The organism is Bosea beijingensis (assembly GCF_030758975.1).
GTDB lineage: Bacteria > Pseudomonadota > Alphaproteobacteria > Rhizobiales > Beijerinckiaceae > Allobosea > Allobosea beijingensis.
Genome location: NZ_CP132359.1, coordinates 1,500,867 through 1,524,212, shown reverse-complemented (window position 1 = coordinate 1,524,212; position 23,346 = coordinate 1,500,867). Strand labels below are relative to the sequence as shown.

Sequence of the window (23,346 nt, the reverse complement as noted above, 5' to 3'; positions counted from 1 at the left end):
CCGGCTTCAATCCTCGTAGGGGCTGTGCTCGCGGATCAGCGCGGCATTGTGCTCGCGGAAGGCCTCGACGAATTCGCGGGCGATGCGCGAGAGCGGCCGCGGCGCAGGCTGGAACATCGCGTAGCGATAGGACAGGCGCGGCGCGAAGGGCCGCGCCACCAGCCCGACCTTCCGGAAATGCAGGCTGGTGACGACGTCGACGATGGTGACGCCGACGCCCTCCATCACCAAAGCGCAGGCAGTGCCGAAGAACTCGACATGCACCGCCATGCGCAGCCGCGCGGAATGCTCGGCGAAGGCGCGTTCGATCGCTTCGTGAAGGAAGTGATCAGCATAGAGCGAGATGAAGGGTGCATCGTCGAGATGGGCCGGCGTGATGACCGGCTCGGCCGCCAGCGGGTGATCGGCCGGAACCATGCAGACGCAGGGAACATCGATGGTCTCGATGACCAGGGCCGGACTTTCGATCGGATGCTCGGCGAAGCCGATATCGAAGGCCTCGATGCGACCGAGATCGCGCACGGTCGGCGACGAGCGAGTGATGAAGCGCACCGTGCCGTCCGGCCAGCGCGTCAGCAGCCGGGCGATGATCGGCGGCAAGGCGTAGGTGGCGAGACCGGGCTGGCTCGCCAGCGACAGCGTTCCCGAGCGCAGACCTTTGAGATCGCGCGCGACCTGCCGGGTGCGTTCGAGCACGCCGAGCGTGCGCCGCGCCTCCTCGTAGAACAACGTCGCCTCGGGCGTGACCTGCAGCCTGCCCTTCTTGCGCTCGAACAGGGAGACGCCGAGCTCGTCCTCCAGCCGCGTGATCAGATTGCTGATCGCCGGTTGCGACTTCGCCAGCAGGGTTGCTGCGGCGCTCATCGAGCCCGTCTCAATGACGGCCCTGAAGGCTTCCAGATGCCGCGTATCCAAGCCCGTTCCGCCCCAAAGTTATAATCCAGATTTATACCTTTTAGCTCATTTCGTTTTTGACGGAAGCCGCGAAAACGGGACCATGGCTCCAAGCCTGAACGGCATGGGGAATGGGACTGCATCGGTGAAAGACTCGCTTGTCCTCGACAAGGTTGGGAAGCGCTATGGCGATTTCGTCGCGCTCGAACCGACCGATCTGACGATCAAGGCCGGCGAGTTTATCACGCTGCTCGGCCCCTCGGGCTCGGGCAAGACCACGATCCTGATGAGCATCGCCGGCTTCGTCGCGCCCAGCAGCGGGCGCATGCTGCTCGACGGCCGCGACGTGACCGCGCTGCCGCCCGAGCGGCGCAATTTCGGCGTGGTCTTCCAGGGCTACGCGCTGTTCCCGCACCTCACCGTCTACGACAATGTCGCCTTCCCCTTGAGGGCGCGCGGCATCACCGGTGAGGCAGCCCGGCCGAAGATCATGGCCGCGCTGGAGATGGCGAAGCTCGGGGCCTTCGCGCATCGCTATCCCCGCCAGTTGTCGGGCGGGCAGCAGCAGCGCGTCGCGCTCGCCCGCTCGCTGGTCTTCTCGCCGGAGCTGCTGCTGCTCGACGAGCCGCTGAGCGCGCTCGACAAAGCGCTACGCAAGGAATTCCAGACCGAATTCCGCTCGATCCATCGCGAAGTCGGCTCGACCTTCATCTATGTCACCCACGATCAGGAGGAGGCGCTGACGATGTCGGACCGCATCGTCATCCTCGATCGCGGCCGCATCCTCCAGATCGCCCCGCCGGCCGAGCTCTACGAGCGCCCGGCCACAGAGTTCGTCGCCGGCTTCCTCGGCAAGAGCAATTTCCTGCGCGGCAAGATCGCCTCGGCCAGCGGCGGGCAGGTCGAAATCCATATGCCCGGTTTCGCCGCGACGGCGAACGGGAACGGCATCGCGGCACAGGCCGGCCAAGCAGCCGTCGCCGCGCTCCGCCCGGAGAAGATCAGGCTGGCGGCGCCGGCTGCGGCGGCTGAAACAGCGCCTTGCCAAGTCAGCGGCAGGGTCGCCGACATCACCTATCTCGGCTCCTCCGTCGAGGTCGAGGTCAGGCTGGCGGATGGCGAGACGCTGCTGGCGACGGTTCCGGCCGGGCAGCGCAGCTTCACTGAGGGCGAGGCGATCGTCGCCTCCTGGGCGCCGGATGCTGCGATCCTCGTACGCGGCAACGAGGCCTCGCCGTGAGCGCGGCTGCCGCCACCAGCGCCGGCGGAAGCGAGCGGCTCTACTGGCTGATGCTGCTGTCGCCCTGCGTCTTCCTGGCGCTGTTCTATCTCGTGCCGGTGCTGAACGTGCTGGTGCTGAGCTTCACCGTGCCCAAGCCCGGCCTCGCCAACTATGCCGAGCTCGCCCAAAACGGCGCCGTGCAGCGCGTGCTCTGGACGACGCTCAGGATCGGCGCGATCACCACGGTTCTGGCGCTGGGGATCGGCTATGTCGTCGCCTATGCCCTGCTGCAATGCGGGCCGCGCGAGCGCCAGATACTCCTCGGTATCGTCGTCGCGAGCTTCTGGATCAGCGCCCTGATCCGCGCCTTCGCCTGGGTCGCGCTGCTGCAGTCGAAGGGGCTGGTCAACTCGATCCTGCTATCGACCGGGCTGATCGAGAGCCCGCTCAGCCTCGTGCGCAACGAGCTCGGCGTGATCATCGGCATGGTCCATTACATGCTGCCCTATGCGATCCTGCCGCTCTACACGAGCCTGCGCGGCATCGACGACCGGCTGGTGCCGGCGGCCCGCGCGCTCGGCGCCACGCCGGGACAGGCCTTCCGCTGGGTCTTCCTGCCGCTGAGCCTGCCCGGCCTGATCGGCGCGGGCGTGATCGTGATGATCTTCTCGCTCGGCTTCTACATCACCCCGGCGATCCTCGGCGGCGGGCGCACGATCATGGTGGCCGAATTCATCAGCGTGCAGATCTCCGAGACGCTGCGCTGGGGGCTGGCGGCGATGCTGGCGACCGTGCTGCTCGGCGCCGTGCTGCTGCTCGTGATGTGGCTCAGCCGCTTCATGGATGTCGAACAGGCGCTGAGGAAATAGCCATGGCAGCGCTCGGCGTCCCCTCGACCCATAACGGCATCTCGCTCAACCGCATCGTCGCCTGGCTGGCGGCCTCGTTCCTGCTGCTGCCGATCCTCGTGATCATCCCGATCTCGCTGACGCCGGAGCGCTATCTCTCGCTGCCGACCAATGCGATCTCGTTTCGCCATTACAACAGCCTCGTGACCGACGGCCGCTGGACGAAGAGCATCGTCGACAGCCTCGTCGTCGGCATCGGCGCGACGGTGCTCGCGACCGGGCTCGGCGTGGCCTTCGCGCTCGGGGCCTGGCGTCTCGGGGCGCCGCTCGCCAAGCGCCTGCGCCTTTTGCTGCTGGCACCGATCATCGTGCCGCCGATCGTGCATGCCGTCGCCTTCTACCGGGCATGGGCGACGCTCGGGCTGCTCGACACCTATCTCGGCCTCATCCTGATCCACGCGATGAAGGGGCTGCCCTTCGTGGTGCTCACCGTCGCGGGCACGCTGGCCAATGTCGATCCAAGGCTGGAGCAGGCGGCGCGCAGTCTCGGCGCCAATCCGCGGCAGGCGATGGGCTGGGTCGTGCTGCCGCAGATCAAGGCCGGCATCATCGCCGGCGCCGCCTTCGCCTTCATCACCTCCTGGGACGAGACCATCGTCGCGCTCTTCGTCACCAGCCGCGCCGTCACCACCCTACCCCGCCGGATCTGGGAGGGGCTCGCCGACAATATCGATCCCGCCATCGCCGCGCTCGGCACGGTGATGATCGCCCTCACCTTCGCCGCCGTCGCGATCTCGACGCTGCGCAGCACCGCCGCAAAAGCCTGACAACAGAGGGGAGACCAGCATGACCAGAGAGCATCAGGAATTCCGTGACGACTGCCTGGCGATCCTGCGCCGGGAGACCGAGGGCAAGCGCGTGCATCGCCGTCGCTTCCTGCAGGCGCTGGCCATGCTGGGTGCGATCCCGGCTGGCCTGCGCCTGACGCCGGCCCATGCGCAGACCGGCGAGATCGTCGTCGTAAACTGGGGCGGCGATGCCGTGCCGGCCTATGACGCGATCTGGGCCCAGCCCTTCAACGCGGCCAATCCCGGCGCGAAGGCGCTGATCAACGGCTCGGGGCCGAGCTCCGGCAAGATCAAGGCTATGGTCGAGAGCGGCACTGTTACCTGGGACGTCTGCGACCGCACCGTGCCGGCCTCGATCGAGCTCGGCCGGCAGAACCTGCTCGAGAAGGTCGACTGGTCGATCGTGTCGCAGGACAAGGTCCGCGCCGCGCATCGCTCGGACTGGGGCGTCGGCGCCTATCTCTATTCCTTCGTGCTGACCTACGACGCCAAGGCCTTGAAGGGGCCGGCGCCGAAGAACTGGAAGGACTTCTGGAACGTCAAGGAATTCCCGGGCAAGCGCACGCTCCGCAACAATATCGAGGGCATGCTGGAGGCGGCGCTGCTCGCCGACGGCGTCAGCCGCGACAAGATCTACCCGATCGATGTCGACCGGGCGCTCGCCAAGATCAAGGAGATCAAGCCGCACACGATCTTCTGGACCACCGGCGCGGAGAGCCAGCAGCTCTTCCGCAACCAGGAGGTCGTGATGGGGAACCTGTGGCACACGCGCTCGATGCTGCTCGCCAAGGAGGTCGGCGACCACATCAAGTTCACCTTCGAGGACGGCATCCTGTTCCCCGGCGCCTGGATCGTGCCGAAGGGCAACCCGGCCAAGGCCGGCGCCTGGAAGTTCATCGCCGCGGCGCAGGACCCGAAGAGCCAGGTCGAACTGTTCAAGCGTGTCGGCAACGGGCCGGTCAACCCGGCCGCCGCCGCGATGGTGCCGGCCGAGATGAAGGCGCTCGACTGCGGATCGCCGGAGAATTTCGCGCGCCAGGTCGCCGTCGACAACGAGTGGTACGCGCAGCACTACGCCACCATCCTCGCCCGCTACATGGACGCGATCGCGTCCTGAGCCTCGACACTGACGGGCGGCATCGCGCCGCCCGTCCCTGCCTCTCCGACCAAGACACAGGACTATTGATGACAACGGCGCCGTTTTCGCTCGCCCAGACCTTCATGGGCGTCCCGCACCGCACCGAGATCGGCGACGCCAAGGCGGTGGTCCTCGGCCTGCCCTTCGATTGCGGCACCCATCCGCAGCGCGTCGGCTCCAGGCTCGGGCCGTCCTCGATCCGCGAGCAGTCGCTGCTGCTGCGCGCCTTCGACTTCGTCAACGGCATCAACCCGCTGGAGGCGCTCGGCGTGGTCGATGTCGGCGATGCCAAGGTCAGCCCCGGCGATCTCGAAGCCTCCTATGTCGCGATCGAGGCGGCGGTCGGCGCCATCGCCGAGACGCGGGCCGTCGCGGTGACGCTCGGCGGCGACGGCGCCATCGCGCTGCCGGAGATGCGGGCGCTGCACCGGGTCTATCCCGATCTCGTCACCATCCATATCGACGCCCATACCGACGCCTATCCGATCGAGGGCTACAACACCGCGACCGCCTTCGGCCGCGCCGCCGAGGAAGGACTCGTCGACGCAACCCGCTCCTACCAGATCGGCATGCGCGGCACGACGATGCTGCCCGGCGTCGGCGAGTACGGGCGCAGCCTCGGCTACAACGTGATCCCGCTTGCCGAATTGCTGGAACGCGGCATCGCCAAGGTCTTTGCCGAGATCCGCGCCCATATCGGCGACCGGCCGGTCTATCTCTCCTACGACATGGATTTCTTCGACCCCTCGGTCGCACCGGGCGTCTGCACGCCGACCTGGGGTGGCGCGACCTCGCGGGAGGGGCTGGCGGTATTGGAAGCCTGCGCCGGGCTCAATCTGGTGGGCGTCAACATCAACACGATCAGCCCGCCGCATGATGTCGGCGGCATGTCGGCGCTGCTCGCGGCCCAGGTGACGCTGAACGCGCTCAACCTGATCGCCCGGCAGCATCAGTCGAAGGCCGCGACGGGAGCGTAACAGCCTCCAGCAGAGGCGCCCTGACAAGCCATCGGCTTCCCTGCCCGTAGGGTAGAGGCTGGCCCGGCGCGCCAGATGAAGACGCGCCCAGCCTAGCCGGGCCACGAAGCCGGCTATATGACGGGTTCATGGGTCGCTGCGCCGCCACGATCAGGCTTGTCCTCCTCGCCCTGCTGGCTTTCGGCTGGCCGGCCGCCGGCATGGCCGAGGGGCGGCGCGTCCAGATCATCACCTCGTTCCCGCCCTCCTTCTTCGAGCCGTTCCGCAACGCCTTCCGCAACCGGCATCCCGACATCGCCGTCGAGGTGGTGCAGCGCAAGACGACGGCGGCGGTCGTCGATATCCGCACGCAGAAGCGGCCGGAAGCCGACCTGTTCTGGGCCTCGGCGCCGGACGCCTTCGAGTTGCTGAAGCGCGCGAACCTGCTGGCACCTGTGCAGCCGCGGGCGACCGGTGCGCCGGAGACCATCGCCGGCTATCCGGTCAACGATCCCGATCACCGCTATCTCGGCTTCGCCGTCTCGGGCTACGGGCTGGTCTACAACCCCGCCTATCTGGCGGGGCGCGGCCTGCCCGTGCCGCGCAACTGGGCCGATCTCGCCGCGCCGGTCTATGCCGGCCATATCGGCCTGACCTCGCCTGCCCGCTCCGGCACGACGCATCTGATGGTCGAGGCGCTGCTGCAATCGCTCGGCTGGGAACGCGGTTGGGCGCTTTGGTCGGCGATCGGCGGCAATCTCGCGACGATCACGGCGCGCAGTTTCGGCGTCACCGCTGGCGTTGCCCGCGGCCGCTTCGGCATCGGTATCTCCATCGACTTCCTGACGGAGGCCAAGAGCGCCGAGGGCGAAGGCAACCGTTTCGTGCTGCCGGGCGAGACCCTGTTCGCACCTGCCAGCATCGCAAGGCTCGCGACTTCGCCCAACCCGAAGGAGGCTGAGCTCTTCATCGATTTCGTGCTTTCCCGCGAAGGCCAGACGATGCTGCGCGAGCCCCGGATCGGGCGCCTCGCCGTCTCGCCCTCGGCCTATGGACCGGACGAGACGCCGCCGCATCTCTCGGAGACCGAAGGCATCTTCAACCGGACAGGCTTCGACGCCGGCCTCTCGGCCGGGCGCTACGAACTGGTCAACCTGATCTTCGATGAGTGGATCACCTTCCGCCGCACCGAGCATGCCAGGCTCTGGCGCAGCCTCCAGGCGATGGAAGCGGCGCTGCTCACGCGCCCTGACGAACAGGCCGCGAAGCTGCTGACCCAGGCGCGGGCCGCACTGACGCAGCCTCCGATCTCGGCCGCGGAACTCGGAGAGCCCGGGCGTTTCCGCAACCTCGCCCGCGTGCCGCGCGGCCTGCCCGTGCCCGAGGAACAGGCTCGGATCGAAGCCGGTATCAGGACTGCGATCGCGGCCCGCGCAACGGAAGCCGGCGACGGCCTGCAACAGGCCGCCGAGCGGCTCGCGGCTTTGGGCTGGCGCGACGAGAGCCTGACCGGGGCGCGGCCATGACGCCTGCCCTGCCCAAGCGGCGTTTCGGCATCGGCGGGCGCTTGATCGCAGCCTTCCTCGGCGTCGGCCTCTTCGCGGTCGGTGCCGGCATCGTCGGCGTGATCTCCTATGAGCGCCTCAGCAAGGAGCTGGCGGCTATCGCACGCGAGCATCTGCCCGGCCTCGCCTCCGCCGCAAGGCTGGCCGAAGCCAGCGCCCGCGTCATCGCCGGCATGCCGGAACTGGCCAATGCCGAACGGCGCGACAGCTACGAGCGCGGCCGGCGCGTGGTGGGAGAGCGCTTGAGCGAACTCGACAAGGTGCTATCCGAGCGCACCGGCAGCGGCTTCGACGCGCCCGCCCTGACCGCCGTTGCGGCCGAGATACGCCGCAATCTCGGCGCGATCGATGATGTCGCGGGGCGGCGCTTCACGCTGGCCGAGCGCATCCGCGGCGTCAGCGAGGAGCTGCGCTGGCTCCAGGCCGATCTCATCGACGAGATCGAGCCGCTGACCGACGATGCCCGCTTCAATATCGATACGGCGCTCGGCCAGCTCAGCAGCGAAGCGTCGTCCTCCGCCAAGCCGAACACGATCCGCGAGGAGACCCGCAAGAGCGAAGCGCTGATGACGCTCAATGCCCAGGCCAATTTGATCGTCGGCCTGTTCGGGCGCCTCGGCACGGTGCAGACCCGCGAGGACATGGAGCAGACCGGCCATGTCATCGGCGAGGCGGTCGACCAGCTCGAGGTCGAGGCCAAGGCGCTCACCGGCTGGCCCGACACGATCACGGTCCGGCAGATCACGCAGCGCCTGATCGGACTCGCCGATACGACGACCGGCCTGCCGGGCCTCAAGCGTTCGGAACTCGCCGCGCTCGCCGATGCGCAGCGCCTGATCTCGGAAAGCCGCCGCCTCGTCACGGAACTGGGCTCACTGGTTTCGCAGGAGGTGCAGCGGACCGAGGCCGTGGCGAAGGAGGCCGCCGACCGCTCGGCCGAGGCGATCCGGCTCGGCCGCAACCTGCTGCTCGCCATCGCCGCGGCCTCGCTCATCGGCGCGCTATTGATCGGCTGGTTCTATGTCCGGCGCCATCTCGTGGCGCGCCTGCGCGTCCTGACCGAAGCTGCGACCAGCATCGCCAGCGGCCAGTCCTCGGCGCTGCTACCGAAGGCGGGCAATGACGAACTCGGCGACCTCACTCGCGCGCTCACCGTCTTCCGGCAGACGCGCGACGACCTGATCCAGGCGGCCAAGCTCGCCGCGCTGGGGCAGATGGCGGCGGGCCTGAGCCACGAGCTCAACCAGCCGCTCGCCGCGATCCGCTCCCATGCCCATAACGGCGCGCTGCTGCTGGAGCGGGGCCGGCCTGAGGAGGCGCAGAAGGCGATCGGCCGCATCCAGGCGCTGACGACGCGCGCCGCCGACCTGATCGCGCATCTCAGACGCTTTGCCCGCAAGCCCGGCGTGGTGCTGACTCCGGTCGCGGTCGGCGACACCATCGAAACCGCGCTGTCGCTGTTCGAGCCGCGATTCGCGGCTGAGCGCGTCACGCTCACGCGCGATCTGCCTTCCGGGCGCCTCCATGTCCATGCAGAGGAGATCCGGCTTGAGCAGGTTCTGGTCAATCTCATCGCCAATGCGCTCGATGCCGTCACCGGCATGGAGGAATCCGCGATCGCGATCGGCGCGCGTCGGAACGGCCACAAGGTCGAGATCTGGGTCGCCGATAGCGGCCCCGGCATCGACCGGGCCCATCTCGAACGCATCTTCGACCCGTTCTTCACGACCAAGCCGGTCGGCTCGGGGCTCGGCCTCGGGCTCTCGCTGTCCTACAACATCATCAAGGACCTCGGCGGCACGCTCGCGGTCGCAGAGACCGGCCCTGCCGGCACCCGCTTCCTGATCACGCTCGAAGGGACGACAGCCCACGTCATGGCCCCGCTGGAAATCGACGCATGAGCGCTCCCAAGGTCGTCCTCGTCGATGACGATGCCGAGGTACTCGAAGCCTGGCGGCTGACGCTGGAACTCGAAGGCTTCACAGTCACCGCCAAGCGCTCCGGCGATGCCGCCCTGGCAGAGCTTGGCCGCGATGCCGCTGCCGTGCTGGTCAGCGATGTCCGCATGCCCGGCCGCGACGGCTTCGGACTGCTCTCGGCCGTGACCGCGATCGATGCAGAGATCCCCGTCGTGCTGATCACCGGCCATGCCGATGTTCCCATGGCAGTTAAGGCGATCCGCGAAGGTGCCTGGGATTTCGTCGAAAAGCCCGCCGACCCCGTCCGCCTGATCGAGACGATCCGGCGCGCCAGCGAATACCGCCGGCTGATCATCGAGAACCGTTCGCTCAAGGCCGGGGCTCATTCCGAGGACCCGTGGGCTGCGCGTGTCGTCGGGCATTCGCCGGCCGTCGCGCGCCTGCGCAGCCGGCTTGCCCTGCTCGCCGATGCGGATACCGATGTGCTGCTCTTCGGCGAGACCGGGACCGGCAAGGAGGTCGCGGCCCGCGCGCTGCACGATCTCGGCAATCGCCGCGGCGGACGCTTCGTCGCGGTGAACTGCGGGGCGATCCCCGAGACGATGATCGAGAGCGAGCTGTTCGGACACGAGGCCGGCGCCTTTACAGGCGCGCGCGAGCGGCGGATCGGCAAGATCGAGCATGCCAGCGGCGGCACGCTCTTCCTCGACGAGATCGAGTCGATGCCGATGGCGGCTCAGGTGCGCCTGCTGCGCGCTTTGCAGGAGCGCCGGATCGAGCGCCTCGGCTCCAACAAGGAGATCGCCGTCGATATCCGCATCGTCGCCGCGACCAAGACCGACCTCGCCGCGCTCGCCAAGGCTGGCGGCTTCCGTGAGGACCTCGTTTATCGGCTCAACGTCATAACGCTGCGCCTGCCGCCCCTGCGCGACCGACGCGAGGACATTCCGCTGCTGTTCCAGCACTTCCTCGCGCTCGCCGCTGCCCGTGTCGGCCGTTCCGCTCCTCCGCTGGGGCGCGACCTGCTGCAAAGGCTGGCGCGGCAGGACTGGCCGGGCAATGTCCGCGAATTGCGCAATGCCGCCGAGCGGAGCCTGCTCGGCATGGACGAGGATTTCGAGGATGCGGATGCCAGCGCGACGGCCTCCGATGGTGCGGAGCGCACGCTGGAGGAGCTGGTCGCGGTCGCCGAGGCGGACGGGATCGGGGCCGCGCTGAAGCGCCATAACGGCCGCATCGGCGTCACGGCCGCAGCGCTCGGCATCACTCGCAAGACGCTCTACCTGAAGATGCGCCGCTACGGCCTGAGCGGATCGGCGGCGCTCGCGGACTGAGAGACGATGTTACCGCAATGACCCATCAGGGGTGTTGGCAGGTTACCGCTACACCCCCGAAATTGGGGAACTGAAAACCCCTCCTCCCGAATTCCGCAACGAAATCAATACCGCTCGCACTTGGCATCGCGGTTGCTGAGCGGAAAGCATCGACCTCGACGTCGAGCCAAAAAATCTGCTTCGGGAGGAAGCCATGTTGAATCGTCGGACCGCGCTCGCGGCCACTCTCGGCCTGTCGCTGAGCGCCTCGTTTACGACCATCGCGCTGGCACAGGCGCCGGCCGGCAAGGTCACGGTGGTGACCTCCTTCTCCAAGGACGTCACCGACCCGATCAAGAAGGCCTTCGAGAAGGCGGTGCCGGGCGTCACGCTCGAAGTGCAGAACCGCAACACCAATGCCGGCGTGAAATACGTCGAGGAAACCAAGGCCAACAACCAGGTCGACCTGTTCTGGGCCTCGGCGCCCGACGCCTTCGAGGTGCTGAAGGGCAAGAAGCTGCTCACCGCCTACAAGCCCAAGGCGACCGGCATCCCCGAGAAGATCGGCTCCTATCCGATCAACGATCCGGCGGGCTTCTATTTCGGCTTCGCGGCCTCCGGCTACGGCATCATGTGGAACGACCGCTACGCCAAGGCCAACAAGCTGCCCGAGCCGAAGGAATGGCAGGACCTCGCCAAGCCGGTGTTCTACGACCATGTCTCGATCGCGGCACCGTCGCGCTCCGGCACGACGCATCTGACGATCGAGACGATCCTGCAGGGCGAAGGCTGGGACAAGGGCTGGCGGACCATCAAGGAGATGGCCGGCAATTTCCGCTCGATCAACGAGCGCTCCTTCGGCGTGCCGGAGCAGGTCAATTCCGGGCAGGTCGGCGTCGGCATCGTCATCGACTTCTTCGCCTTCTCGGCCCAGGCCTCCGGCTTCCCGGTCAAGTTCGTCTATCCGAGCGTGACGACGGTCGTGCCGGCCAATGTCGGCATCATCGCGAACCCGCCGAACAAGGCCGCAGCCGAAGCCTTCATCGAGTTCCTGCTGTCGCCGACCGGCCAGGAAGTGCTGCTCGAGCCCGGCATCCGCCGCCTGCCGGTCAACCCGGCCGTCTATGCCAAGGCGGGTGCCGACTATCCGAATCCCTTCACCGATCCGCGCTTCCAGAAGATGATCGGCTTCGACGTCGACAAGTCGGAAGGCCGCACCGCGGTGGTCGACACACTGTTCGACCAGATCATCTCCTTCCAGCTCGACGGGCTGAAGGGCGTCAACAAGGTGCTGCACGAGGTCGATGCGGCGCTGGCCAAGAAGCCGAACGACAAGGCCAAGGCGATGGCCGAGGAAGCCCGCGTGCTGCTCGCCGCCATGCCGGTGACAGAGGCGCAGGCCGCGAGCCCGGAGCTGCGCGGCGCCTTCACCGGCGGCAAGGAGAAGGGCGCCCGCCAGGCCGAGGTCGAGGCGCAATGGGCAAGCTTCGCCCGCGACAACTACGCCAAGGCCAAGGCCAAGGCGGAAGAGGCGCTGAAGGCGGCGAAGTAACTCGTCGGGAGCGTGTCATCCCGTGTGCGCTGCAGCGTGGAACGCTGCGGCGCAGACACGGGACCGCGCGACCAGCAGGCGCCTTTTCCTGAAGCGCGCCTCGTAAGCGCCTTTTCCTGACAACGGTCCCGTGTCTGCGCAGCGGCATTTCCATGCCGCGGCGCGCACGGGATGACACCCGGCACCCATCCATGACAGCCATTCCGACCTCGGCTCCCCGCCCCCGTCGCATCGCCGGCACACCCGGCCAGATCGCGCTGGCACTGGCGATCGCCGCCTTTCTCCTGATGTTCCTGGTGCTGCCGGTGGCGACGGTGATCTATGTCGCCTTCACCGAGAAGGGCACCTCGACCTTCACGCTGGTGAATTTCTACGATTTCGTCCGCACCGAGCTGTTCATGCGCTCGCTGTGGAACTCGTTCTATGTCTCTGCGATGTCGGTGGTCTGGGCCTCGGTCTTCGCCCTGCCGCTGGCCTATCTCACGACGCGCTTCGTCTTCCGCGGCGCGGCCATCGTCCAGACGCTCGGCTTCCTGCCGCTGATCATGCCGCCCTTCGTCGGCGCGGTGGCGATGCAGCTCTTCTTCGGCCGCAACGGCTCGGTCAATCTGCTGCTGGACGACTGGTTCGGCTTCAAGATCGACTTCATGGAGGGGCTGAACGGCGTCATCTTCGTCCAGTCCGTCCACTATTTCCCGTTCATCCTGATCAATCTCTCGGCGGCGCTCCGCAATGTCGACCGCGCCATGGAAGAAGCCGCGCAGAATCTCGGCTCCTCCGGTTTCCGGCTGTTCCGGCGGATCGTCTTCCCGCTCGCCATGCCGGGCTATCTCGCCGGCGCCTCGCTGGTCTTCGTCAAGGTCTTCGACGATCTCGCGACCCCGCTGCTGCTCAACGTCAAGGACATGCTGGCGCCGCAGGCCTACCTCCGGGTGACCTCGATCGGCATCGCCGACCCGATGGGCTACGTCATTTCGGTCGTGCTGATCATCGCCTCGGTGCTGGCAATGTGGCTCTCGGCAAGGGCGCTGAAGGGTCGCGACTACGCCACGACGCAGCGCGGCGGCGGCGGGCTCGCCAAGCGGATGATGACCCCGATGGAGGCCGTGTTCGGCTACGGCATCGTCATCCTGATCCTGGCGCTGGTGCTGGCGCCGCATCTGGGCCTGCTGCTGCTCTCCTTCGCGACGATCTGGTCGTTCTCGCCCCTGCCCGACGCCTACACGATCGCGCATTACGGCCGCGTTTTCGGCGAAAGCTCGGTCTACATCAAGAACACGCTGATCTATGCCTCGATCGCCGGCGGCATCGACGTCGTGCTCGGCGTCGCCATCGCCTATCTCGTGCTGCGCACCAAGCTGATCGGCCGCGAATGGCTCGACTGGATGGCAACCGCGGCGCTCGCCATTCCCGGCGTGGTGCTCGGCATCGGTTATCTCAGGACCTTCTATGGCATCACCCTGCCGGACGGGACGCCGCTCGCCGCGCTCTGGATCACCATCGTGATGGCGCTGGCGATCCGGCGCCTGCCCTATGCCCTGCGCGCCTGCTATGCGGCGCTCCAGCAGATCTCGGTCTCGCTCGAGGAAGCCGCCGAGAACCTCGGAGCCACCAAGGCGCGCACGGTCCGGCGCATCGTCGTGCCGCTGATGGCGGGCGGCATCCTCGCCGGCTTCGTCACTTCGTTCTCGACGGCCGCCGTCGAGCTCTCGGCGACGCTGATGCTGGTACAGTCCAACTCGGACGCGCCGCTGGCCTACGGGCTCTATGTCTTCATGCAGTCTGCGGCGGGGCGCGGCCCCGGTGCCGCGCTCGGCGTCGTCGCGGTGATCCTCGTCGCGGCCTGCACCTTCCTCTCCCATCTCATCATCGAACGTAGCCAGAAGGCCAAGGGAATGGGCCACTGATCATGAACGCGACCGTCTCCCTGACCACGCCCGCCGTCGCCGTCGATATCGAAGGCGTCAACCTGTCCTACGGCACCAACCATGTGCTCAAGGACGTCAATCTGGCGATCAAGCCGGGCGAATTCTTCGCCTTCCTCGGCCCCTCCGGCTGTGGCAAGACCACGCTGCTGCGCCTGATCGCCGGCTTCAACCATGCCGATACCGGCGAAGTCAGGATCGGCGGCAAGCCGATCACCGACCTGCCGCCGTGGAAGCGCGATGTCGGCATGGTGTTCCAGTCCTATGCGCTCTGGCCGCACATGACGGTGCGCCGCAACGTCGCCTTCGGGCTGGAGGAGCGCGGCGTGAAGCGCGCCGAGGTCGAGCGGCGCGTCGAGGCGGCGCTGGGCCTCGTCGGCCTCGCCCATCTCGCCGAGCGGCGGCCCTCGCAGCTCTCGGGCGGCCAGCAGCAGCGCGTCGCCGTGGCGCGCACCGTCGCGGTCGAGCCCAAGGTGCTGCTGCTCGACGAGCCGCTCTCCAATCTCGACGCCAAGATGCGCGTGCAGGTTCGCCGCGAACTGCGCGACCTGCAGCAGCGGCTCGGCCTGACCACGATCTTCGTCACCCATGACCAGGAGGAGGCGAACACGATCTGCGACCGGATCGCCGTGATGAATGACGGCATCGTGCAGCAGGTCGGGACGCCGATGGAGCTTTACGAGCACCCGGCGAACCTGTTCGTCGCCGGCTTCCTCGGCACCGCCAATATCCTAAGTGGGAAACTCACCGGCAGCGGCGGGACCCGGGTCTTCGAGATCGAGGGCGGGACTCGCGTGCCGGTTCCGGCGGAGGCGCAGGTGCCGGACGGCGCCAAGCTGGTCTTCCGGCCGCAGCATGCCAGTCTCGGTGATGCGGGCCCGGCCGGGGACGGGATGCTGGCGCTGCCCTGCACCGTCGCCAACCGCGAATTCCTCGGCGCGAGCGTGCGCTACGGCGTCCGCATCGGCACGACGGAAGTGGCAGTAGACGTGCCCTTCCAATCTGGCAGCGGGCTGTTCGAGGTCGGCAGCGGAGCGACGCTGAGGCTGTCGCCGCATGCGCTGTTGTGGCTGGCTGCCTAAGCGGCACCGCCATTTGTCATTCCGGGGCGCGCCATAGGCGCGAACCCGGAACCCACGACCGGGTGAGCGATCGCAAGCGCCATCGACAAAGGGCTCGCCCGGTCGTGGGTTCCGGGCTCTTCGCTACGCGAAGCCCCGGAATGACAAGCCGTTCCGCCTAGGCGGGCCTCATTGTTTCTTCACCCCCGCTGCTCGGCCTTGTCTCGCGCCCTCGCCTCGGCACTGCGCTCCGCGGCCGGGCCATAACCGCCGGCGCCGGGCGTGATGATCTCGGCGATCTGGCCTTTCTCCAATGCGCCGTCGCCCTTGAAGAAGGGTGCGACGCCCTCGCTGAATGAGAAGGAGCCGCCCTGCCCCTCGCCGCCGCCGGCAAGCCCCCAGGGCCGCGAGGTCAGGCGCGAATTATCGACGCTCAGACGACACGGCGCCTCCGCCCGATAGACGCGGCGGAGCCCCATGCCGCCGCGCTGGCGGCCATCCCCGCCCGAACCGTCGACCAGTTCGTAGCGCAGCAGGGTCAGCGGATATTCCAGCTCCAGCGCCTCGACCGGCAGGTTCGAGGTGTTGGTCATGTGGACATGGACGCCGTGGAGGCCGTCCTTGTTGGTGCGGGCGCCGGAGCCGCCGCCGATCGTCTCCAGATAGACCCAGAGCTCGCCGCTGCCGGGCTGCTCGCCGGCGAAGGTGGCCGAGGCAACCGCGCCCGAACAGGCCGCGATCACCCGGTCCGGCACGGCCTGCGCGAGCGCGCCATGGATCAGGTCGACCACGCGCTGGCAGGCGGCGATGCGGCCGTTGACGGCGGCCGGATGCACGCAGTTCAGCACCGTGCCTTCGGTCGCGGTGACGGTGAGCGGCCGGGCGAGCCCCGCATTGGGCGGAATGGTCGGGTCGGCCACGGTCTTGACCGCATAATACACGGTCGAGAGCAGCGCGGTGTAGACCATGTTGAAGCCAGCGCGCATCTGCGGCGGCGAGTCGAAGGCGAGCGTCATTTCCTCGCCCGCGACGGTGATCGCGACCGAGAAGGTCAGCGGCTCGTCGATCTCGGGATTGTCGAAGGAATCCGAGAAGCGATAGGTGCCGTCGGGGATCGAGGCGATGCCGGCGCGCATCTTGCGCTCGGCATAGTCCTGCAAGGCCTTGCCGGCGGCGAGCACCGTGTCGCGGCCGTATTTGTCGCAGAGTGCGCGCAACCGCTCGACACCGAGACGGTTCGCCGCCATCTGGGCGCGCAGGTCCGAGAGTCGCTCGCGCGGGACCTGACAGTTGAGCAGGATCAGCTCCTGCACGTCCTTCATCAGCACGCCGCCGTCATAGAGGCGGATCGGCGGGATGCGCAGGCCCTCCTGATAGATATGGGCGTGGCCGCGATCGGCGAAATCCGAGTGGTGCGCCGTGTTGACGGCCCAGGCGATCATGACGCCTTCGTGGAAGACCGGCTCGGCCAGCACGATATCCGGCAGATGGGTGCCGCCGCCTTCATAGGCATCGTTGCCGATGAAGACGTCGCCCGGCTTCATGTCCGCGACGGAGTGGCGCTTCAGGATATGCGGGATGATGCCGATGAAGGAGCCGAGATGCATCGGGATATGCTCGGCCTGGCAGAGCGTCTGGCCCTCGACGTCGAAGAGCGCGGTCGAGCAGTCGCGACGCTCCTTGATGTTGGTCGAGTAGCTCGCCTTGACCAGGGCTTCGCCCATCTCCTCGGCGATGGAGGCGAAGGAGGAGCCGATGACCTCGACGGTGATCGGGTCGACGCTGACGGATGCGGTCGCGGTCATCACGGCATCTCCAGGATCAGGTTGAGATAGGGCTCGACCGTCGCGGTCATGCCCGGAAGCAGCACGGTCGTCGAATCCATCTGCTCGACGATGGCCGGGCCGGCGAAGCGGTTGCCCGACTTCAGCTTGTCGCGGTCGTAGATCGGGCAGGCGACGAAGCCGCCGGCCTCGGGGAACCAGACCTCGCGGCTGCCGATGATGGCGTGCGAGGCGTCAGGCCCGGCATCGGGCTCCGGCCGGAAGGCGGCCTTGGGCACGAGGCCGACCGCCTCGACGCGATAGGTCACGAGCTGAACCGCCTCGCCTTCCGCGACGAAGCCGTAGAGCCGTTTATGGGCGGCGGCGAAGCCCTCGGCGAGCGCCGCGATGGTCGCGGGCGTGATCGGCCCGTCCGGCACGTCGATGGCGAGTTCGTAGTTCTGGCCGTGATAGCGCAGGTCGGCGGTGCGCTTCAGCCGACGGTCGGCCGAAGCCACGCCCTCCTCCGCGAACCAGTGATCGGCCTGTTCCTGCAAGGCGACGAAGATCTCCGCCATGTCGGGGACCAGTGCATCGGAGAGCGTCGCCAATCGCGTCGTCGCGAAATTGGCGCGCAGATCGGTCAGGAGCAGGCCTAGCGCGCAGCCGATGCCGGGATTGCGCGGCACGACGATGCGCTTCATGTCGAGTTCGCGTGCGAGCCGCGCAGCATGCAGCGGCCCTGCCCCGCCGAAGGCAACCAGCGCGTAATCGCGCGGATCATGCCCGCGCTGGACGCTGATGACCCGGATCGCCTTGGCCATGTTGGCGGTGACGACCGAGATGATGCCCTGCGCCGTCGCCATCAGGTCGAGGCCGAGCTCATCGGCGAGGCGGCCGATCGCCTGCTTCGACAGCGCCTGGTCGATCGGCATGCGGCCGCCGAGCAGATGGGTCGGGTTCAGGGTCTGGAGCACGACATTGGCGTCGGTGACGGCGGGCTCGGTCGCGCCGCGCCCGTAGCAGACGGGGCCGGGATCGGCGCCGGCCGAGCGCGGACCGACCTTGAGCAACCCGCCGGAATCGATCGCGGCGAGCGAGCCACCGCCGGCGCCGACCGTGTGGATGTCCAGCATCGGCGCCTTGATCGGATAGCCGTGAACATTGGCCTCGGAGGCGAGCTTGGCCTCGCCGTCATCGAGCAGGGCGACGTCCGAGGAGGTACCGCCCATGTCGAAGGTGATGAGGCTGGGTATGCCGATCATGGCGCCGATCGCCTGCGCCGCGACGACGCCGGTCGAGGGACCGGAGAGAACCGTGCGCACCGGCAGGCGCGCCGCCATGTCGAAGCCGATAACGCCGCCATTGGACTGCGTCAGATGCGGCACCGCCTTGAGGCCGAGTTCCTTCAGGCGGTCGGCGAGGCGGCGGATATAGCCCTGCATCACCGGGCCGAGATAGGCGTTGACCACCGCGGTCGAGATGCGCTCGTACTCGCGGAACTCCGGCGCGACCTCATGCGAGGCGCAGATGAAGGACTCGGGGAATTCCTCGGTGACGACGCGCTTGGCGGCCTCCTCATGCTCGGGCCGGACGAATCCGTAGAGGAATCCGATGGCGACGGCCTTGACGCCCTCCGCCTTCAGCGCCCGCGCCGCCTGCCGGACGGCATCCTCGTCGAGCGGCGTCTCGATCGAGCCGTCATGGCGAACGCGCTCGGCGACGCCGAAGCGCAGGTCTCGGGTGACCAGCGGCGGCGCCTTGTCGGCCTGGAGGTCGTAGAGGTCCGGCCGCTTCTGCCGGCCGATCTCGATCAGGTCGCGAAAGCCCTCGGTGGTGATCAGGCCCGTCTTCACGCCGCGATGCTGGATCAGGGCGTTGGTGCCGACCGTGGTGCCATGGCCGAAATAGGCGATGTCGGCGGGGCTGGCGCCGACGCGCTCGACGCCCTCCTGCGTGCCGCGCGCGATGGCGCGGGAGGGATCGTCGGGCGTCGAGGGCACCTTCCAGACCGCGACCATGCCGGTCGCGTCCTCGAAGAGGCAGACATCGGTGAATGTGCCACCGGAATCGATCCCGATCCGCCACGCCATCTCTGTCGTCCTCCCTTACGGTACCGCCGCTTCGGTTCTCGTCCACGCCACGCCGTGGCCGAAGCCGCCGTGATAGCCGCAGACCTGCGCAGCCTGTTCGGCCCCCGCCGCCAGGGCGGCGGCGATGCCGGCTCCGTCGAGTATGGCCAGCAGGCAAGCGGCGATGAAACCGTCGCCGGCGCCGAGCGTATCGACCACGGATGCAGGGCTCGCCGGCTGCTCGTGGAAGCGGTCCGAGGCCAACGCCAACGCGCCCTTTGCGCCCCGCGTCGCTACGACCAGCCCCGCGCCCCAGCCGATACAGCGCTCCAGCAGGGCGCGGCACTCGACGTCGGAGGCGGAGGGGTGCGACAGGAAGGCGATCTCGACGGCCGGCAGCGTCGCGGCGAGATTCTCGTCGGTCCAGCGTTCGGAGAAATCATAAGACAGGCGCCGGGCCGCGCCGCGGATGACGGGCAAGGCGTCGCCTAGCTCGCTGTAGATGCTGGAATGGACGAGATCGTAGCCGGCGATATAGGCGCGGTCGGCGTCATCGAAGGTTCCCCATTCGCCACGCACCCCGCGCTCGGAGCGCAGGAAGCGCCGATCCTGCCCGTCATGGCCGATGAAGGCGCGGGCATTGGAGCCAGGCCGGATACGACAGCGGGTGGTGTCGACACCCTCCTGCGCCAGCGCATCCTTCAGGAGCTCGCCGGCCTCGTCCGAGCCGAGGCAGCCGAGATAGCCTGTTTCCGCTCCGAGGCGCCTCGCCTGCACCGCGACATTGACCGCGTTGCCGCCCGGGAACTGGAGACCGCGATCGACATAGGTGTCGACCGTGTTGTCACCCAGCCCAAGCAGCCTCTGCGCCATCGCGGCAACTCCCCTGGATCAGTACGCCACTTTCCACATGTAGCGGCGGGTGGTCAGGGGCTGGTTGCGCAGCACCGAGAGATGCGCCGAGAAGCGCTTGAGCGCCGCCTGGAGGATATAGGGCGCGACGATCGGGCGGATCTCGGGGTCGATGCCCGTCATCGTGAAAGCGCGGGAGTCGTAGTTCATCACGCGCCCGGCATAGGTGTCGCAGAACTTGACGACACGCTCCATCAGCGGCCTGCTCGGGTCTTCGCCGGTGATCAGGATCAGCGGTGTCTGCTTGTCGACGATCTCGAAGGGGCCGTGGAAGAACTCGGCCGCCTCGATCGGGTAGCTGTGCAGCCAGAGCATCTCCATGAGGATGCAGACGCCGAAGACATAGGCCGTGGTGAAGCCCGGTCCCGAGGCAACATGGTAGATGCGGTCGTCGCTGGCATAGGTCGCGGCGTCGGCCGCGGCGCGGGCCTCGTTCTGCTGGGCAGCGTCGCACATCGCCGCCGGCAGCGCATCGAGCGAGGCCAACAGCTTCTCGCCGAGCGGCCAGCCTTCCCTGGCCGCCATCAGCCCGCCGATCAGGGCCTGCATCAGCATGAACATCGCGGCGAAGGATTCACTGGTGTCGCCGACGAGGAAATGGCGGGGCACCGCCTGTGCCAGCGGCTTCTCGCCATACTGGCTGAAGGCGACGACCTGACAGGGCTTGTCCCTGAGGAAATGCGCGGCGGCGACGGTCTCCGGCGTCGTACCGGATTTCGAGGCCAGCAAGACCAGCGTCCGTTCGTTCAGGCGCGGCGGGTCGATCGCCATGAACTCGGCGGGGAAATAGCGCCTGACCTCGATGCCCGGCGAATAGCGCTCCAGCCAGTACTGGATGCCGAGCATGGCCCGGTTCGCCGAGCCGCAGGCGATCAGGTAGATGCGGTCGATTCCGGGGGCCAGTTCCTGCCCGAGCGCATAGGCCTTCGGCAGCGCGGTGCGCGTCGGCTCCAGCCCGGACAGAACCGCGTCACGGTCGAAGGCGATGGACATGGACGGGCTCCCGAGCGGGCTTTAAACTGGGCAGCAGAATTGGTATACACCAATTCCATATACCAATCACTGTCAAGCCTGTTGAGATGCCATCCAAACGCCCCTCCCGCCCCGCAGCGCTGCGCGACCGCTTCGCCCTCAAGACGAAGAAGGCGCCGCGGCTCGGCCTCCGGCAGCCGCGCGTGCCGAAAGCCGCGGGAACCGAGACGTCGGGCGCGCCGAGCCCGCTGAAGGGGACCAAACCGATCTATGTCGAGGTGCAGGATTACCTGCTCGACCTGATCGGCGAGCCGGATTACGGGCCCGGCGATCGCATCCCCTCGGAACGGGCGCTGGCCGACGCACTCGGCATCAACCGGATGACGGTGCGCAAGGCTATCGACCGGCTGGTCGAGCGCAACGTGCTGGAGCGCAACGGCACCAGCGGCACGCGCATCCCGCTGGTCCAGGTGTCACGGCCGATCGATGCCTCAGCTTCGCTGGGCATCACCCGCATCATCCGCAATGCCGGCGGCGAGCCCGGCAGCAAGCTCCTGCATTTCGGCGAGGAAGGCGCGAGCGAGAGCATCGCGCAGCGCCTCGAACTGGCGCCCGGCAGCACGCTGATCATGGCGCGGCGCCTGCGCAGCGTGAACGACGAGGCCTTCTGCATCGAGACCAGCTATCTGCCGGCCGGCAGCGTGCCCGGCCTGTCGGCCGAGGACCTGGTCTCCGGCCAGTCGCTCTACGAGTTGCTGCGGCAGCGCTACGGCATCGAGATCAGCATCCGCGACCGCGAGATCAGCGTCGGCACGGCGACCGAGCGGGAGGCGCAACTGCTCGCGCTGGCGCCGGGCTCGCCGACCCTGGTGCTGCGGATCGTGGCCCGCGACGGCGAGGGGCGGCCGGTCGAGTACATGCGTTCGGTCAACCACCCCCATCACGTCGTCTTCCGCAGCTCCGCGCCTCCTACCCGCGCTTGAGCGGAGCCAACCAACGCCGCCTTTCGGCCTCTCCCTCCCGCCGCCGGAGCCACCCTGATGGGCATCACCATCGAGACCATTGAGCCGGATGTGTCCCTGCCCGCTTCCAGCGACGTCGTGGTCATCGGCGGCGGCATCATCGGCATCACCACCGCGCTGTTCCTGGCCCGCGAGGGCATCTCGGTCACCGTCTGCGAGAAGGGCGAGGTCGGGCACGAGCAGTCGGGGCGCAACTGGGGCTGGGTCCGCGTCATGGGGCGCGATCCCGGCGAGATTCCGCTCGGGCTCGAAAGCATGCGACTCTGGGAGGATATGGACCGGCTCGTCGGCGGCGATACCGGATTCACCCGCTCCGGCATCGTCTATGTCGCCGACACCCCCGCAAGACATGCCGAGCAGGAGGCCTGGCTCGAACATGCCAAGACCTACCAGCTCGACACGCGCCTCCTCAGTTCGCGCGAGATCGATGCCGTCATTACAGGGGGAAAACGCGCCTATGCAGGCGCGATGTTCACGCCGAGCGATGCCCGGGCCGAGCCGCAGAAGGCCGTGCCGGCCATGGCGCGGGCGCTGCGCCGCCATGGCGGCACCGTGCTGACGCGCTGCGCGGTGCGCGGTATCGATACCGCCGGCGGCCGCGTCAGCGCCGTCGTCACCGAGCGCGGCCGCATTGCCTGCCAGCGCGTCGTGCTGGCGGGCGGAGCCTGGTCGCGCCTGTTCCTCGGCAATCTCGGCATCGACCTGCCGGCGCTCAAGGTGCTCGGCTCGGTGTTCCGGACGGAGCCGCTCGACGGCCCGCCGACCCATGCCGTCGGCGCCTCCGACTTTGCCTTCCGCAAACGGCAGGACGGCGGCTACACCATCGCGCATCGCGGCGCGAGCGTGGCCGAGATCGTGCCGGACAGTTTTCGGCTGCTCTTCGATTTCCTGCCGTCGCTGGCCAAGCAGCGTCACGAATTACGGCTGCGGATCGGCGGGCGTTTTCTTGAAGAAGCGCGCCTGCCGAAAAGCTGGTCATTCGATCAGGAAACACCGTTCGAGCGCGCCCGTATCCTCGACCCCAAGCCGTCCGAGGCCATTCTGGAAGAAGCGAAGCGCAACCTGATCGCGGCTTTCCCGGCCTTCGCCGGCCTGAGGATCAGGGAGAGCTGGGGCGGGTTGATCGACGCGACACCCGATGCCGTCCCCGTCATCGGCGAGGTGCCGCGGCTACCGGGCTTCTTCCTCGCCACCGGCTTTTCGGGCCACGGTTTCGGCATCGGCCCCGGCGCCGGCCGGCTGATCGCCGATCTCGTCAGCGGCCGCACGCCAATGATCGATCCGAAGCCGTTCCGGCTGGAGCGGTTCGCGCGGTTGGAGCGGACCACGCGGGTGGGGTGAGCATCTCGTTGCCGCATCTATTG

General features: G+C 67.9%; 18 protein-coding genes. 13 read left to right on the top strand and 5 right to left on the bottom strand.

Annotated elements, in window-relative coordinates:
• Window positions 1–6: 6 nt before the first annotated feature.
• The gene (locus Q9235_RS07385) at window positions 7–864 is read right to left on the bottom strand and encodes a LysR substrate-binding domain-containing protein (RefSeq protein WP_422678287.1); all 858 of its coding nucleotides are present in this window, start codon (window positions 862–864) and stop codon (window positions 7–9) included.
• Window positions 865–1,039: 175 nt separating this feature from the next.
• On the opposite strand from Q9235_RS07385, the gene Q9235_RS07380 reads away from it, so the two are divergent.
• From Q9235_RS07380 to Q9235_RS07330, 11 genes are all read left to right on the top strand, one after another.
• The gene (locus Q9235_RS07380; protein WP_306226164.1) at window positions 1,040–2,134 is read left to right on the top strand and encodes an ABC transporter ATP-binding protein; all 1,095 of its coding nucleotides are present in this window, start codon (window positions 1,040–1,042) and stop codon (window positions 2,132–2,134) included.
• The gene (locus Q9235_RS07375; protein WP_306226163.1) at window positions 2,131–2,985 is read left to right on the top strand and encodes an ABC transporter permease; all 855 of its coding nucleotides are present in this window, start codon (window positions 2,131–2,133) and stop codon (window positions 2,983–2,985) included. The genes Q9235_RS07380 and Q9235_RS07375 overlap by 4 nt, the downstream gene beginning before the upstream one ends.
• Window positions 2,986–2,987: 2 nt before the next feature.
• Window positions 2,988–3,791, top strand: coding sequence for an ABC transporter permease (locus Q9235_RS07370; protein WP_306226162.1), 804 nt, complete (start codon window positions 2,988–2,990; stop codon window positions 3,789–3,791).
• A gap of 19 nt (window positions 3,792–3,810) precedes the next feature.
• Window positions 3,811–4,929, top strand: a complete 1,119-nt coding sequence (locus tag Q9235_RS07365) for an ABC transporter substrate-binding protein (protein WP_306226161.1) — start codon at window positions 3,811–3,813, stop codon at window positions 4,927–4,929.
• A gap of 68 nt (window positions 4,930–4,997) precedes the next feature.
• Window positions 4,998–5,927, top strand: coding sequence for an arginase family protein (locus Q9235_RS07360; RefSeq protein WP_306226160.1), 930 nt, complete (start codon window positions 4,998–5,000; stop codon window positions 5,925–5,927).
• Window positions 5,928–6,055: 128 nt separating this feature from the next.
• A complete protein-coding gene (locus Q9235_RS07355; protein ID WP_306226159.1) occupies window positions 6,056–7,432 on the top strand; it encodes an ABC transporter substrate-binding protein in 1,377 nt (458 codons plus the stop codon).
• Complete coding sequence (locus Q9235_RS07350; protein WP_306226158.1) at window positions 7,429–9,372, top strand: ATP-binding protein; 1,944 nt, start codon at window positions 7,429–7,431, stop codon at window positions 9,370–9,372. Before Q9235_RS07355 ends, Q9235_RS07350 begins: the two co-directional genes overlap by 4 nt.
• Entirely contained in the window at window positions 9,369–10,724 is a 1,356-nt protein-coding gene (locus Q9235_RS07345; protein ID WP_306226157.1) for a sigma-54-dependent transcriptional regulator, read from the top strand. The genes Q9235_RS07350 and Q9235_RS07345 overlap by 4 nt, the downstream gene beginning before the upstream one ends.
• Before the next feature lie 193 nt (window positions 10,725–10,917).
• The gene (locus tag Q9235_RS07340; protein WP_422678286.1) at window positions 10,918–12,255 is read left to right on the top strand and encodes an ABC transporter substrate-binding protein; all 1,338 of its coding nucleotides are present in this window, start codon (window positions 10,918–10,920) and stop codon (window positions 12,253–12,255) included.
• A gap of 191 nt (window positions 12,256–12,446) precedes the next feature.
• The gene (locus Q9235_RS07335) at window positions 12,447–14,162 is read left to right on the top strand and encodes an ABC transporter permease (RefSeq protein WP_306226156.1); all 1,716 of its coding nucleotides are present in this window, start codon (window positions 12,447–12,449) and stop codon (window positions 14,160–14,162) included.
• Window positions 14,163–14,164: 2 nt separating this feature from the next.
• A complete protein-coding gene (locus tag Q9235_RS07330; RefSeq protein WP_306226155.1) occupies window positions 14,165–15,262 on the top strand; it encodes an ABC transporter ATP-binding protein in 1,098 nt (365 codons plus the stop codon).
• Between the two features lie 179 nt (window positions 15,263–15,441).
• Here Q9235_RS07330 and Q9235_RS07325 read toward each other — a convergent pair whose 3' ends face one another.
• The 4 genes from Q9235_RS07325 to Q9235_RS07310 are packed head-to-tail and all read right to left on the bottom strand — an operon-like array spanning window position 15,442 to window position 20,981.
• Window positions 15,442–17,046: a hydantoinase B/oxoprolinase family protein gene (locus Q9235_RS07325; protein WP_306226154.1), complete on the bottom strand. Its 1,605-nt coding sequence runs from the start codon at window positions 17,044–17,046 to the stop codon at window positions 15,442–15,444.
• The gene (locus tag Q9235_RS07320) at window positions 17,046–19,097 is read right to left on the bottom strand and encodes a hydantoinase/oxoprolinase family protein (protein WP_306226153.1); all 2,052 of its coding nucleotides are present in this window, start codon (window positions 19,095–19,097) and stop codon (window positions 17,046–17,048) included. Before Q9235_RS07320 ends, Q9235_RS07325 begins: the two co-directional genes overlap by 1 nt.
• A 15-nt stretch (window positions 19,098–19,112) precedes the next feature.
• Complete coding sequence (locus Q9235_RS07315; RefSeq protein WP_306226152.1) at window positions 19,113–19,949, bottom strand: PfkB family carbohydrate kinase; 837 nt, start codon at window positions 19,947–19,949, stop codon at window positions 19,113–19,115.
• A gap of 18 nt (window positions 19,950–19,967) precedes the next feature.
• The gene (locus Q9235_RS07310) at window positions 19,968–20,981 is read right to left on the bottom strand and encodes an SIS domain-containing protein (protein WP_306226151.1); all 1,014 of its coding nucleotides are present in this window, start codon (window positions 20,979–20,981) and stop codon (window positions 19,968–19,970) included.
• Between the two features lie 86 nt (window positions 20,982–21,067).
• Between Q9235_RS07310 and Q9235_RS07305 the strand changes: the two genes are divergently transcribed.
• Window positions 21,068–21,943 carry a GntR family transcriptional regulator gene (locus Q9235_RS07305; protein WP_306226150.1) on the top strand — a complete coding sequence of 292 codons (876 nt, stop codon included), beginning with the start codon at window positions 21,068–21,070 and terminating at the stop codon, window positions 21,941–21,943.
• 54 nt (window positions 21,944–21,997) lie between these two features.
• Window positions 21,998–23,323 carry an NAD(P)/FAD-dependent oxidoreductase gene (locus tag Q9235_RS07300; RefSeq protein ID WP_422678353.1) on the top strand — a complete coding sequence of 442 codons (1,326 nt, stop codon included), beginning with the start codon at window positions 21,998–22,000 and terminating at the stop codon, window positions 23,321–23,323.
• The last annotated feature ends 23 nt before the right edge of the window (window positions 23,324–23,346 follow it).

Excerpts from the sequence above, each read along its gene's own strand:
- Q9235_RS07330 (WP_306226155.1), top strand. The coding sequence starts at position 14,165 with ATGAACGCGACCGTCTCCCTGACCACGCCCGCCGTCGCCGTCGATATC.
- Q9235_RS07340 (WP_422678286.1), top strand. The coding sequence starts at position 10,918 with ATGTTGAATCGTCGGACCGCGCTCGCGGCCACTCTCGGCCTGTCGCTG.
- Q9235_RS07305 (WP_306226150.1), top strand. The coding sequence starts at position 21,068 with ATGCCATCCAAACGCCCCTCCCGCCCCGCAGCGCTGCGCGACCGCTTC.
- Q9235_RS07370 (WP_306226162.1), top strand. The coding sequence starts at position 2,988 with ATGGCAGCGCTCGGCGTCCCCTCGACCCATAACGGCATCTCGCTCAAC.
- Q9235_RS07320 (WP_306226153.1), bottom strand. The coding sequence starts at position 19,097 with ATGGCGTGGCGGATCGGGATCGATTCCGGTGGCACATTCACCGATGTC.
- Q9235_RS07385 (WP_422678287.1), bottom strand. The coding sequence starts at position 864 with ATGAGCGCCGCAGCAACCCTGCTGGCGAAGTCGCAACCGGCGATCAGC.
- Q9235_RS07350 (WP_306226158.1), top strand. The coding sequence starts at position 7,429 with ATGACGCCTGCCCTGCCCAAGCGGCGTTTCGGCATCGGCGGGCGCTTG.
- Q9235_RS07345 (WP_306226157.1), top strand. The coding sequence starts at position 9,369 with ATGAGCGCTCCCAAGGTCGTCCTCGTCGATGACGATGCCGAGGTACTC.
- Q9235_RS07360 (WP_306226160.1), top strand. The coding sequence starts at position 4,998 with ATGACAACGGCGCCGTTTTCGCTCGCCCAGACCTTCATGGGCGTCCCG.
- Q9235_RS07365 (WP_306226161.1), top strand. The coding sequence starts at position 3,811 with ATGACCAGAGAGCATCAGGAATTCCGTGACGACTGCCTGGCGATCCTG.
- Q9235_RS07315 (WP_306226152.1), bottom strand. The coding sequence starts at position 19,949 with ATGGCGCAGAGGCTGCTTGGGCTGGGTGACAACACGGTCGACACCTAT.
- Q9235_RS07335 (WP_306226156.1), top strand. The coding sequence starts at position 12,447 with ATGACAGCCATTCCGACCTCGGCTCCCCGCCCCCGTCGCATCGCCGGC.
- Q9235_RS07325 (WP_306226154.1), bottom strand. The coding sequence starts at position 17,046 with ATGACCGCGACCGCATCCGTCAGCGTCGACCCGATCACCGTCGAGGTC.
- Q9235_RS07355 (WP_306226159.1), top strand. The coding sequence starts at position 6,056 with ATGGGTCGCTGCGCCGCCACGATCAGGCTTGTCCTCCTCGCCCTGCTG.
- Q9235_RS07310 (WP_306226151.1), bottom strand. The coding sequence starts at position 20,981 with ATGTCCATCGCCTTCGACCGTGACGCGGTTCTGTCCGGGCTGGAGCCG.